Source organism: Pedobacter sp. KLB.chiD (assembly GCF_047040275.1).
Classification (GTDB): Bacteria; Bacteroidota; Bacteroidia; order Sphingobacteriales; family Sphingobacteriaceae; genus Pedobacter.
The window spans coordinates 3,678,623-3,691,619 of sequence record NZ_CP178207.1 but is presented as its reverse complement, the minus strand read 5'-3'; the positions used below and the strand labels follow the sequence as shown (position 1 = coordinate 3,691,619).

The following is a 12,997-nucleotide window of genomic DNA, read 5'->3' as shown; positions in this document are numbered from 1 at the left end:
TTTTTATACAATTGGTGAAAATGCTAAACTAAGAATCGCCAACTTCAAACTATTTCTTCAATCCAATTTCCCTCAAACGTTCGTCCAGATATTCACCAGCGGTCATATCGCTATAGGCTTTAGGGTGTTCGGCATCAATGGTTGATGGTAAACTGGTTAAATCCATATCGCTGCGCGGATGTAGAAAGAAAGGAACAGAGTAACGTGAAGTTTTCATTAATTCACGAGGTGGGTTCACTACTCTGTGTGTTGTTGATTTTAATTTGTTATTGGTTAAGCGTTGCAGCATGTCGCCAACGTTCACTACAATATCAGTATGATGTGCCTTAATCGGCAGCCATTCGTTGCTGCGGGTTAATACTTCAAGGCCATCGGCACTGGCACCAATTAACAAAGTGATCAGGTTGATGTCTTCATGTGCGCCTGCACGTACGGCGTCGTCAGGAATGGTTTCCGGATTTTCGATTGGAAAGTAATGGATGCCTCTCAAAATAGAATTTCCATTATGAACGTGTTTATCGAAATAATTGATCGGCAATTCTAAATAAGTGGCAATGGCACGCAATAAATGCGTTCCGTTTTCTTCCAGCTTTTTATAAATTTCTCCGGTTACTTTGTTAAATTCAGGTAACTCTTCTAAAATTTCATTGTCAGGATATTCGTTTTTAACAGGATCACCATCAGTAACTTCCTGGCCAATCTGCCAGAACTCTTTTAAATCAGGTGTCTTTGCGCCTTTAGCCGTTTCCTTACCTGCACTGGTGTAGCCACGTTGTCCTGCTAATTCCGGTTTTTCGTATTTCCTTTTGATTTCAAGAGGCAATGAAAAGGCAGCTTTGATATTTTCGTAGAGTTTATCAATCAGTTCCTGGCTTAAACCATGGTTGGTAATGGTAACAAAACCAGAATCGTTAAAAGCCCTGCCCAATTCATCAGAAAACTTTTTCCGGTCTTCTTCAGCGCCATTAATGTAAGAACCTAAATCTAAACAGGGAATATAAGGTGTAGACATAATTTTATAGTTATAATGTTATACGAATTTAAAAAAGAATTGTTAATAAGTGCGTTTAATTAACAAAATGTCGTCTTAAAATTTTGTAAGCTAACGTTTTAAGTTGTTAACATTAACACTGGAATCGGTAATTTGTTGCGATTGTCATACAAAACCCATTATTGTGTTAACATAAACCACATCCTTTTATTTTGCGTATAATTAAGTATAAATGAGGACACACATGAGAAAAATAATTTTGATCCTATTTGCCGTGTTGGCATTAAATCAGGCAAATGCACAGGGGAAGAAGACGGAAAAGGCAACATTTGGAATGGGTTGTTTTTGGTGTACCGAGGCCATATTTCAAAGATTAAAAGGTGTAATATCAGTAAAATCGGGTTATGAAGGTGGTACATTGAGCAATCCAACTTACGAAGAAGTGTGTACCGGGGCTACCGGGCATGCCGAGGTTTTGGAGATTACCTACAACCCAACGGTGATTTCTTACGATGAGTTATTGGAAGTTTTTTGGAAAAGCCACGATCCAACCACCCTTAACCGTCAGGGCGCAGATAGCGGTACACAATATCGTTCTGTGATTTTTTATCATTCAGCAGCGCAAAAGGCATTGGCAGAAAAGTACAAGGCAGAACTGAATAAAACCAATGCATATGGTAAAAAAGTGGTAACCGCTATAGAGGCTGCTAAACCTTTTTATGTAGCAGAGAACTATCACCAGAATTATTTTAATAAGAATGGGAGTGAGCCGTATTGCAGATTAGTAATCCTTCCAAAAATACAGAAACTGGAAAAAGTATTTAAAGCGAAGCTTAAAAACTAATTCGAAAATACAGTGTTATTCGTTGAATTCCTGTCACGTTGAGACTGTTGAAGTTCGGGATAATTAATCGAAATGCTCGCCTTATTTCAGACAAATCCTTCGACAGGCTACCATTGACAGAATCCACTAGTTCGGTCGTCATTCTCGCGCATGCGGGAACCACGAAGTGCTCAGCGAAGCTAATCTTAATGAACGTTTTTAGATTCCCAATCAAGTTGGGAATGACGATCTCTTGATGAATATTAGCTAATTAAATTTTATCTGTCAATTATATTGATTTTTATATCATAAATTATCCCTCGGGATGACAAAGCAATATAGGAAGTTTAGCCATGGTAAAAAGAATTGTGCTTAATATTGATACGCCGAAAATTGCTGATGCGGCAAGTTTTTATCGGGATATCCTTGGCCTCGACCTCATGATGGATCATGGCTGGATTGCAACTTATGGTGTCACAGATCAAAAAATGAATGTACAAATCAGTTTTGCCTCTGAAGGCGGATCGGGTACGCCAACACCAGATTTATCTGTAGAAGTTGAAAATGTTGATGCGGTATTGGAAAAGGTGAAAGCGGCAGGGTTTCCTGTAGAATATGGCCCGGTTGATGAGCCATGGGGCGTAAGGCGGTTTTATACCAGAGACCCATTTGGCAAATTAATCAATATCCTGAGCCATGTTACGGGCTGAATGATCCATCAAACTCAATAAATGGGTATCCGCTGATTAAAGATTTTATCCTGGTATTTGTGGGAATTGAATTTTATCTTCATTTAAAGTTAAAATCACAATTATTTCGATCAAATGATCGGTGTGTATAGCAATTTAATAATTAACTTTTTATGGCCAGCTAAGGTCATTTTTGGTTTTTAATTGATCAAAGTAATTTTTGGATTAAAATTTGATCAGAAGTTATGGAAGACAGAAAAATATTTCTAATTTCCTTGGCGATTTTTTAAAGATTTAATGCCTTAAAATTCGTGGTATGTTTAAAATCATTCTAAATTTGTAACTCCTTTAAGCTAAGATGACAAAAAAGAAAAAGACAGTTGGCAAAACTGACGCTGATGTAATTTTGATAGGGGCTGGCATCATGAGTGCAACCCTTGGTGTTTTATTAAAACAATTGGAACCGAATTTAAGCATAGAAATTTACGAACGTTTAGATATTGCGGCAGCAGAAAGTTCTGATGCATGGAATAATGCTGGTACAGGACATTCGGCTTTTTGTGAATTAAATTACACGCCTGAAAAGAAAGATGGCTCTATCGAAATAAAAAAAGCGGTTCAAATTGCAGAACATTTTGAGGTTTCCAAGCAATTTTGGTCATATCTGGTGAGCAAGGGCTTGGTTTCTGATCCTGGCAATTTTATCCGCAATATTCCCCATATGAGTTTTGTTTGGGGTAAAAAGAATGTAGAATACCTTAAAAAACGTTATGATGCCTTAACGCAATGCGATCTGTTTAGCGACATGCAATACACAGAAGATGCTGAGCTTGTTAAAAGCTGGGCGCCATTGATTATGGATGGCCGTAAAAAAGGCGAAAAAATAGCGGCTACAAAAATGGATCTGGGTACTGATGTCAACTTTGGTACCTTAACCCGCGATATGTTTAACCACCTGAAGGAAGAAAGCAATGTTAATCTTTTTTTCAATCACGAAATCCGCGACCTTAAGAAGAATAAAGATGGCAACTGGATTGTGAAGGTTAAAGATTTAGAAAGCGGAGACAAACGCAAGCGTATAGCCAAATTTGTATTTATCGGTGCTGGTGGCGGATCATTACCATTGTTAGAAAAATCTGATATCCCGGAAGGAAAAGGGTTTGGCGGTTTTCCGGTTAGCGGACAATGGTTAAAATGTACCAACGAAGAAATTATTAAAAAACACCACGCCAAAGTTTACGGTAAAGCTGCGGTTGGCGCACCGCCGATGTCGGTACCACACCTGGATACACGAATGATCAATGGCAAGCAGGCTTTGTTATTTGGACCTTACGCAGGTTTTTCGACTAAATTTCTAAAAAACGGATCGTTTTTAGACTTGCCAAAATCGATAAAATTTAACAATATCCGGCCAATGATTTCGGCGGGCTTACATAACCTCGATTTAACAAAATATTTAATCGAGCAGGTTCGGCAGTCGCCGGAAGATAGATTGGAGGCGTTAAAAGAATATTTACCAACTGCCGAATTGAAGGATTGGGAATTGGAATATGCTGGACAACGCGTTCAGGTGATTAAAAAGGATGAGAAAAAAGGTGGGATTTTAGAGTTTGGTACAGAGGTGGTTAGTGCTGCCGATGGCTCTATTGCAGCCTTGCTGGGCGCATCACCCGGAGCTTCAACAGCTGTTTCAATCATGCTCGACTTGTTGAACCGTTGTTTTGCTGATGATTTGGCTACCGATGAGTGGCAGGCAAAAATCAAAAAGATGATTCCTACTTATGGAAAATTACTTGCTGAGGATCCTGAATTATGCAAAGAAACCAGAGCAAGAACATCGCAGGTGTTGAAAATAGAAAACACGGTAGTAGCTTAGATTATAATCATTATAAATTTCAGAAGGTCTCGGCATAAATCGGGACCTTTTTTGCGTATTGACGTTATTAAGTTCTATCCGTAGGGTTAAGGGCAGCCTTTCTACGGATGGCGAATGATATCAACTCTTTCACCAAATGATCAACAACGAGTCAGCGACTCTTTCTTTGCTAAATCATCCATAATTCCTTTCAGATTATTACTGACAGGTTTGCCCAATATTAATCGTTTTACGAAACGTTCCTACGGAACGGCACAAATAATGAAATATTATTTGTGCTACCCTGTAATCGTCCCTTTGGGACGTTACATAGAATTATTCCTATACTGTCCGTAGAGTTAAGCGTAGCGTCTCTGCGGATTTACAAATGGAATTGAGTGTACAAACTCAATAATAAGCGCAGCTGAAATCCGCTTTTCGTCATTCATCCATAGTCCTTCAAAACACTCCGGATAGATCAGGGGTATTTACGTACGTCACGTCGGGACGTGTTGTAGGTAACCTATAAGAGAAGAGGCTTTTTCGTTCCATAGGAACGTTTCTTTCGCATAACTTATAGAAATATACCTACTGCAACCGATAACAGATCGAATGTTGATTTGCTAAAAGAAACAACCATAAAAAAAGGGCATCCAATTTCTTGAATACCCTTTGTCTGAAATTTGTTATCGTTAAGCTGCAATTACTTCTGCAACTTCTTCTGCCGAAATATCACTATGCGATGCTTCCAGTACACAATCTCCATTTTTAATCAATAAAATCTGGGGCGATTGATGTGCTACCTGAAATACTTCCGCAATCTGGTTAGATATATCACGATAGCTGATTAAATCTAAAAAGTAAAGTTTTGTTTCTGATGGAATAACATCCCAATCGAATTCGAAATTCTTTTTAGCCATTAAACTAATTGAGCAACGTGTGCTGTGTTTAAAAATAAGACTAAAACCGCTTGCATTCTTGATCTCGTCAAGCTGTTCCATTGAAGTTAAGTTAACCCAATTCATGATATTGATGATATGATTTACAGAATAACAATTGCAGTTAAATAAAGTTCTGCAAATAACCTGAAAATGAAAATAAGGAATGAGTTCGGTTAGTTTCTTCTGCGCTTTCCTTCAGGATAAGATCCATAAGCCGGACAAAGTTTAGAAGAACAAGATTCTAAAATGGTAATGGTGCAAAACACCGCCAATAATAAAATGGCTACTTTTTTCATCTTTTTAAGTTTGTTTCAATGGTAATGAACCAGTTACGATGGTTTCATTTGATCTGATAATTTTAAACGACTAAGGTACAAATAATTATTAAAACGCAAGTTTAAATTTGCGCAGAAAAATCAGCCATTTTAATCGCTGTGATCGCGGCCTCATCGCCTTTATTACCATGTTTGCCACCTGCACGGTCTTGGGCTTGCTCCAGGTTATTGGTGGTTAAAACCCCGAAGATAACCGGTTTACTATATTTAATGCCAACATTGGTTATCCCTTGTGCTACAGCATCGCAAATAAAATCGAAATGTTTCGTGTCTCCCTGGATCACGCAACCCAGGCAGATTACGGCATCTATATCATTTCTTTTGCTTAATAAAATTTCAGCACCACCTGTTAATTCGAAGCTCCCTGGTACGGGTAAAGAAATGATATTTTCTTCGGCAACGCCATTTGCTAACAGGGTTTTTAATGCACCATTGTATAATGCGCCTGTAATTTCGGCATTCCACTCGGCTACAATAATCCCGAATTTATAGTTTGCGCCACTAGGAACAGTAGTGTGAGAGAAATCAGATAGATTTTTTAATTGTGTTGACATAGGACAAAGATAATGTTATGCATTGAATGTTAAAAACGTTAATGTTTGCGGCTTGCAACTTTTAATACACTTATAGTCAGATTAGGATAATCAGATAAAATTTTAGGCGCTTATGGAATCTTTACCTTTTGTTCATCCATATTAAAACGCAATACATCATATGAATACATCATTACGTGTCTCCACTTTATTTCTTTTTACTTTTTTGTTTTCCTTTAACGTTTCTGCGCAGCATAAATATACGCTGGCAGATTTCTACAGGGTAGATTCAATTGCCAACCAGGCTAAACCAAAAGACGCGCTTGCTTTGGTTGAAAAAATATATGAGCAGGCCAGCCAAACGCGCAATATGCCTTTGCTCATTAAATCGGTTATTTATCGGATGGTGTTTCAAAGTTATCTGGAAGAAAACGCTTTTGATAAAATTTTGATCGGTTTGCGTAAAGACATAGGTAATGCTAAACAACCTGAAAAAAGCATTTTGCAATCCCTTTTAGCCGAAACCTATTGGAACTACCTGCAACAGAACCGTTGGCAGATTAATCAGCGTACGCCGGTACAGGGTGATATTGGAGACGACATCAAAACCTGGAACATTAAAAAACTAAATGATGAAACATTAAAATATTACCTTTTATCTTTAAAAGACAGTCAGCTTTTAAAGCAGACAAAAGTAGACACCCTGGATGCAGTATTGGCTGGTGATAAAAAATACAGAAGTTTTAGGCCTACATTATACGATTTGCTGGCCCACCGTGCCCTTGATGTGTTAAGTAACACGCAGCTGGGCCTTACCCAATATGATGATGAATGGATCGGCATGAGTAATGCTGATTGGTTTGGAAGCAGACAGGCATTTTTAAAGATAGACATACCTATCGACAGTACTTCTTTTAAAACGCAGGTTTTACAGCTGTTTAAGAACCTGATCAGATTTCATCAGAACAGTAATAATTCTTCTGCACTCGCAGATGTGGATTTAAAACGGCTAAAATTTGTTAAACGACATTTTATGCGTGATAGTCAGGAATTGTATTACGAAGCTTTAAGCCGGTTAGCCGAAGAAAGTACCCAAAGTGAAGTTTTTGCTGATATTTTATACGAGCAGGCCAGTATGCATAAAAATGCAGAGTTACCCGTTGATACTAATAAGCAGAACCTGATTATGGCGGTTGCCCTGGCCGAAAAAGCGATAAATGCCTTCCCAAAAAGCATTGGGGCAGAGAATGCCAGAAATTTAATTGAAGGTATCAAAAGCAGTATTTTATCAGTCAAGGTGAAAGAATTTGTACAGCCCGATTTGCCCAGCCAATTATATTTATCATATAAAAACACCGATAGTGTACAGTTGAGGTTGTACCATTCGCCCAAATTTAAAAATGAATATGAACAATTTAAGAACAGGGCCGATTTTTTAGCTTTTCTGACAAAGCATAAAACAATCAGACAGTGGATGATCGCTGTCCCTAAAACTAACGATTATCAAAGCCACAGTTTAGTTGATAAAATGGAGGCATTGCCTTTTGGTAGTTATACTTTAATTGCCCAAACCATTAACCGCGAGCAGAACGATACCATTTACAGTAACATCAATTTTAAGGTTACGGGAATGGCAGTGATCAACAGGCGCAATGTCGAAAAACACGAATATTTCGTTACTCAATTAACTAATGGAGCTCCTTTAAAAAATGTAAAGATCGAGCAACGAAGATATGATTACGATACCCGAAAGCTTATTGATGATGATTTAATCACAACTAATGAAAAAGGTTATGCCAGTACGTTCGAAACGGACAGAAACCTGTCTCAGGCAATAGTTACGCTTGGAAAAGATGAATTGAAATTGAATATCAATAATTATAATAGCTACCGGGAAGATGAAGTTAACGAACGGGTTATTCTTTTTACAGACAGGCCGATTTATCGCCCAGGGCAAACTGTTTATTACAAGGGATTGTGTTTGAAAATCCTGAATGGAAAAAATAACATCGAAGTCAATAAAGCCATTGATGTTTCTTTTAATAATGCCAATGGAAAAGAGATTACCACAACAAGGTTGATGAGTAACGATTACGGCACGTTTCAAGGCACTTTTACCATCCCGATGGGCATATTAAATGGTGAGATGGAAATCGAAACCGATTATGGTCGCGTTGCCGTACAGGTTGAAGAATATAAGCGCCCAACTTTTGAAGTGGTTTTTGACAAACCCAATAAACATTATAAACTGAATGATAGCATCAAAGTAGCCGGTAAGGCCAGTTCTTTTTCGGGCTATTCAGTAAGCAACGCCAGGGTAAATTATAAAGTTTTCAGGAACCTGATGTATGATTACAGGCTCAGCTATGAGCAACGGATGGCCACTGATGGCTCCAGGATAAATGCCGAAAGAAAACAGATAGCTATTGGTAAAACAGATACTAAAGCAGGTGGAAAATTCGAAATTACTTTCTTTGCTCATGCTACCGATATCAATGCAAATTATGTCTACGAAATTGTGGCAGATGTTACAGATTTGAATGGAGAAACCCGTTCGAAGACGATCAACCTAACTGTTGGAAGGAAGGATATTATGCTTAACATCAGCACAGAACAAGTTGTGTATTTGAGCAATAAAATAGATAGCCTCTCCTTTTCGGTTACCAATTTAAATCGTGAAATTATTAAGGCTGATATTAAAGCAGAATGGAGCTTATTACAGGCACCATCCAGGTTGATGAACAAAAGCCCGTTTTATGCCGAAAACTATACCATGAACAAGGAAGAATTTATCAAGAACTTTCCTCATGACGACTATAACAATGAACTCGAAGTAGCCAAGTGGCCGGTAAAATCTGTTGAATTTAAACAGAACCTGAGTCCCAAAACTGGACGTGGAAATTTGAGTTTTAGCAAGAAAGACCTGAAGCCAGGTTATTATAAAATCAGTCTCACAGCTGTAAACGAACAAAATGATACGGTTAAACTAGATAAATATCTTATCGTTTATCATGATACACCAGCAGTAATTCAATCAAACGCCGAATGGGTTACACCGGAAGTTACGCTGATCAAACCAAATGAAAGCGCTATATTCCGTTTGGCAGGGCTGGCAGAGAATAGTAAGGCTTATTACGAGGTTTATTATCGCGATAGCATAGCCGAAAAAGTATGGATCAATTTATCTCCAAAACAGACCATTGTTAAAATACAACCAAACGTTAATGATGAAGATGGTTTTGCAGTGCAGTTTACCATGGTGCATCAGGGTACCATTTACAACTCCATATATCAGGTTAAAATTGCAGATCCGGAGAAAGAACTGAACATCCGTTTTTTAACCTTTCGGGATAAATTACAGCCTGGAGAGAAAGAAAGCTGGAAACTGCAGATCAGTAGTAATAACGGTCAGAAACAAATGGCCGAAATGGTGGCCACGCTTTACGACGCAAGTTTGGATGATCTTAAGCAAATGGATTGGAACACGAATCTGCAACACAGTTTTAACTATGGTTATTATAACTGGAATTTTAATGTAAATGATGTCGCTAGTCCAGGCTACCTATGGTTTTTAAAACGGGATAAAAATTATAGCGTGATGACGCGGGGTTACGAAAACCTCAATCTATTCGGTTATAACTATTACGGCGGATACAATTCTGGTTACCATAGCTATCTCAGTAATTTACAGAGGGCTAAACGGAAAGGATTATCACCAGAGGCGGTTAAAAAGCTCGCCAGCTTAGAAAATGGTAAATTAATTTATGGGGTGGTGTTCGACAGTCAGGGTGAAATACTACCGGGCGTACAGGTTAGCGTAGGTAAGAAAGTAACTACAACAAATGTTTTTGGTATTTATACCATTGATGCCAAAGCTGGGGAAACACTTAATTTTTCTTGTCTCGGATTTAAACGCCATGCCATAAAAATAGGCAATAAAAAACGCGTTGATGTAACATTGAAAGAGGATGGGACGGCTTTAAATGAAGTAATGGTTGTAGGCTATGGGGCGCAGAAAAAGCAGAGTTCAACAGCAGCATTAACGCGGGTTAGGGGCGTTGCCTTGCAAGGGAGGGTGGCAGGATTAAGTGTTGACCCTCCTACTGTTGAAAGATTAAAGGGGGCGAATTCAGGAGAAGCACTAAATGATAAACTTGGTGAGCCAACGTTACGCCAGGAAGTAGAGGCGCTCAAATATCAAAAAACAAATATTACAGCCCGTACCAATTTCAACGAACTTGCATTTTTTTATCCGCAGTTGTTAACCGATGCCAAAGGCGAAATCAAGATCGAATTTACCATACCGCAAAGTTTAACCCGCTATAAAATGATGGGTTTTGCACATACCAGAGATTTAAAAACGGCAATGATTACGAACGAACTGGTAACACAAAAACAATTGGCCATTGCCATAAATGCGCCGAGATTTTTTAGGGAAGGCGATACCATTTTGTTAACGGCTAAACTGAATAATTTAGCTGGTAAAAAACTTGCAGGCAATGCCAGTCTGGCACTTACAGATGCCCTGACCGGAAAAGGCCTACAGCTTTTTGAGACAAATGATAAAGCGGAGAAAACTTTCGAAATAGATAATGAGGGCAATACCGTTTTAAAATGGACATTGATCATCCCTTCGGGGATTAATGCCATAACCTATAAAGTTTTAGCTCAAAGTGGCAGGTTCAGCGATGGTGAAGAAAACACCGTTCCGGTTTTGGCGAATGCGATGTTGGTAACCGAAAGTATGCCTATAAACGTACGTGGAAATACCAGCAAAACTTTCGATTTTGAGAAACTGGAGAAATCCGGCTCCTCCAAAACTATACGCAACCAGAGTTTAACTTTCGAGTTTACCTCCAATCCGGTTTGGTATGCAGTGCAGGCCTTACCTTACCTCATGGAGTATCCATATGAGTGTGCCGAGCAAACTTTTAGCCGCTTTTATGCCAATAGTTTTGCAACGGGAATCATCCATTCGTCACCAAAAATTAAAACGGTTTTTGAGCAATGGAAAAATACCAATAACGGCGCAGCATTGTTATCCAACCTGGAGAAAAACCAGGAATTGAAATCGGTTTTATTGGAAGAAACACCTTGGGTACGCAATGCCGGTAACGAAACCGAACGTAAAAAACGTTTGGCTACACTTTTCGACTTAAACAGAATGACTTATGAGTTAAAAACCAATTTCGAAAAGCTGGAAAAAATGCAGTTTAACAATGGAGCTTTTCCATGGTTTAATGGAATGCAGGAAGATCAATACATTACCCAGCATATTGTTTTGGGTATGGGCCAGTTAAAAAAACTAAAACTGATCGACGAGAAAGCATATCCAAATTTCAATGCCATGCTCAACAAGGCCATTATCTATTTAGATAAAAAATTTATCAACGATTATAAAAAAGAACTGAAAGACAAACGTTTTGCTTACTTGCCACTACACTATCTATTTGCGAGAAGTTATACTGAACATAAAAATACAACAGCTGATTTCGCAAAAGCTAAAGATTTTTACCTCAAAAAACTAGTTGCCGAATGGAAAACCTTTGATCCGTACCAGCTGGCACAGGCAGCTTTGGTTTTAAACAGAAATGGCAATCAGGTAGAGGCTAAAAAAATAATCACCCTGTTAAATCAGACCGCACAGCAAAATGACGAACTGGGTATGTACTGGGCGACGAATAAAGCGGGTTGGTGGTGGTACCAAAGTCCGATTGAAACACAGGCCTTATTGATTGAAGCTTTTGATGAGGTGGCCAATGATCGCAAAGCGGTAGAGGAAATGAAAATCTGGCTGCTCAAAAACAAACAAACCAACGATTGGAAAACCACAAAAGCTACTACAGCGGCCTGTTATGCGTTATTAATGCGAGGCGCCGATTTACTGGCCGGACGTAATGAACCGGAAATTACCATTGGTGGCCAGAAATTAGCAGCGCTTCAACCAGCTAATGCTACAAAAGAGGCTGGAACCGGTTATCAAAAAGTGACCATTGTAGGTCAGGATGTAAAACCCGAAATGGGCAGGGTAGAGGTTAAAAACAGCAACCAAACCATTGCCTGGGGTACGTTGTACTGGCAATATTTTGAGCAACTGGATAAAATCACGTCGGCAAATTCCGGAGTAAAAATCAAAAAACAATTATTCCTACAGAAAGCCAGCAATAAGGGAGATGTACTCACAGCACTAACCTCAGCCAATACTTTGGTTCCAGGCGATTTGTTAAAGGTTCGCATCGAAATTTATTGTGATAGGAATATGGAATATATCCATTTAAAAGATATGCGTTCATCAGGTTTCGAACCTGTAAATGTAATTTCCAGCTATAAATATCAGGATGGTTTGGGTTATTATGAAAGTACAAAAGATGCTTCAACCAATTTCTTTATCAGTTATATGCCAAAGGGAACCTATGTATTCGAATACCCGTTAAGGGTTACCCATGCAGGGAATTTTTCGAATGGGATTACCACTTTGCAAAGCATGTATGCGCCAGAGTTTACTACTCATTCGGCCGGGATCAGGGTAAATGTAAAGCCTTAACATTTTGACCATCACCCTGATCCGATAGATATCGGATTTATTTTAGGGCTAACTTACGAAGTACAAGCCTCAAAGGTCTTTAACCCGCGAGGTCTACATCTAAATACTAATGAATCCGTGTGGTTTAGATGGTCAATATTTTTTGGAAAGCAGGGTTTGATGTACTTTGGTTACGAAAGTCCCGCTATCCGCTTCAAAGCCTTGGCTCGTACCTCACCTTCGGGTTTTACGCTGCAGGCAGGGGTTTATTTAAATAAGGATTCTGCCTTTCGTATCATGGCCTAGA

8 protein-coding genes are annotated in these 12,997 nt (G+C 38.8%); 4 read left to right on the top strand and 4 right to left on the bottom strand.

The genetic code is table 11. The features are described 5' to 3' along the window. Positions 1-49: 49 nt before the first annotated feature. Positions 50-1,012 (bottom strand): isopenicillin N synthase family dioxygenase, encoded by a 963-nt coding sequence (locus tag ACK1I8_RS15155; protein WP_412466171.1) that lies wholly within the window; start codon positions 1,010-1,012, stop codon positions 50-52. Positions 1,013-1,235: 223 nt separating this feature from the next. Between ACK1I8_RS15155 and msrA the strand changes: the two genes are divergently transcribed. The 3 genes from msrA to ACK1I8_RS15140 all read left to right on the top strand — a co-directional run bounded on the left by msrA (position 1,236) and on the right by ACK1I8_RS15140 (position 4,379). Continuing rightward, positions 1,236-1,835 carry a peptide-methionine (S)-S-oxide reductase MsrA gene (gene msrA, locus ACK1I8_RS15150; protein WP_412466170.1) on the top strand — a complete coding sequence of 200 codons (600 nt, stop codon included), beginning with the start codon at positions 1,236-1,238 and terminating at the stop codon, positions 1,833-1,835. Between the two features lie 332 nt (positions 1,836-2,167). Further along, positions 2,168-2,524 (top strand): VOC family protein, encoded by a 357-nt coding sequence (locus tag ACK1I8_RS15145; RefSeq protein ID WP_412466169.1) that lies wholly within the window; start codon positions 2,168-2,170, stop codon positions 2,522-2,524. 337 nt (positions 2,525-2,861) lie between these two features. After that, a complete protein-coding gene (locus ACK1I8_RS15140; protein WP_412466168.1) occupies positions 2,862-4,379 on the top strand; it encodes a malate:quinone oxidoreductase in 1,518 nt (505 codons plus the stop codon). A 671-nt stretch (positions 4,380-5,050) separates the two neighbouring features. On the opposite strand, the gene ytxJ is transcribed toward ACK1I8_RS15140, so the two are convergent. From ytxJ to ribH, 3 genes are all read right to left on the bottom strand, one after another. Continuing rightward, positions 5,051-5,383, bottom strand: coding sequence for a bacillithiol system redox-active protein YtxJ (ytxJ, locus tag ACK1I8_RS15135; protein ID WP_293788522.1), 333 nt, complete (start codon positions 5,381-5,383; stop codon positions 5,051-5,053). A gap of 89 nt (positions 5,384-5,472) precedes the next feature. After that, on the bottom strand, positions 5,473-5,595 hold the full coding sequence (locus ACK1I8_RS15130) for a hypothetical protein (RefSeq protein WP_255420130.1): 123 nt from the start codon (positions 5,593-5,595) through the stop codon (positions 5,473-5,475). 101 nt (positions 5,596-5,696) lie between these two features. Beyond that, positions 5,697-6,188 (bottom strand): 6,7-dimethyl-8-ribityllumazine synthase, encoded by a 492-nt coding sequence (gene ribH, locus ACK1I8_RS15125; RefSeq protein ID WP_183767954.1) that lies wholly within the window; start codon positions 6,186-6,188, stop codon positions 5,697-5,699. A 160-nt stretch (positions 6,189-6,348) separates the two neighbouring features. Between ribH and ACK1I8_RS15120 the strand changes: the two genes are divergently transcribed. After that, the gene (locus tag ACK1I8_RS15120) at positions 6,349-12,711 is read left to right on the top strand and encodes an alpha-2-macroglobulin family protein (RefSeq protein ID WP_412466167.1); all 6,363 of its coding nucleotides are present in this window, start codon (positions 6,349-6,351) and stop codon (positions 12,709-12,711) included. Positions 12,712-12,997 lie beyond the last annotated feature (286 nt).

Bases quoted from the DNA above. Each gene is read 5' to 3' on its own strand.
- ACK1I8_RS15155 (WP_412466171.1), bottom strand. From the start codon at position 1,012: ATGTCTACACCTTATATTCCCTGTTTAGATTTAGGTTCTTACATTAAT.
- msrA (WP_412466170.1), top strand. From the start codon at position 1,236: ATGAGAAAAATAATTTTGATCCTATTTGCCGTGTTGGCATTAAATCAG.
- ACK1I8_RS15145 (WP_412466169.1), top strand. From the start codon at position 2,168: ATGGTAAAAAGAATTGTGCTTAATATTGATACGCCGAAAATTGCTGAT.
- ACK1I8_RS15140 (WP_412466168.1), top strand. From the start codon at position 2,862: ATGACAAAAAAGAAAAAGACAGTTGGCAAAACTGACGCTGATGTAATT.
- ytxJ (WP_293788522.1), bottom strand. From the start codon at position 5,383: ATGAATTGGGTTAACTTAACTTCAATGGAACAGCTTGACGAGATCAAG.
- ACK1I8_RS15130 (WP_255420130.1), bottom strand. From the start codon at position 5,595: ATGAAAAAAGTAGCCATTTTATTATTGGCGGTGTTTTGCACCATTACC.
- ribH (WP_183767954.1), bottom strand. From the start codon at position 6,188: ATGTCAACACAATTAAAAAATCTATCTGATTTCTCTCACACTACTGTT.
- ACK1I8_RS15120 (WP_412466167.1), top strand. From the start codon at position 6,349: ATGAATACATCATTACGTGTCTCCACTTTATTTCTTTTTACTTTTTTG.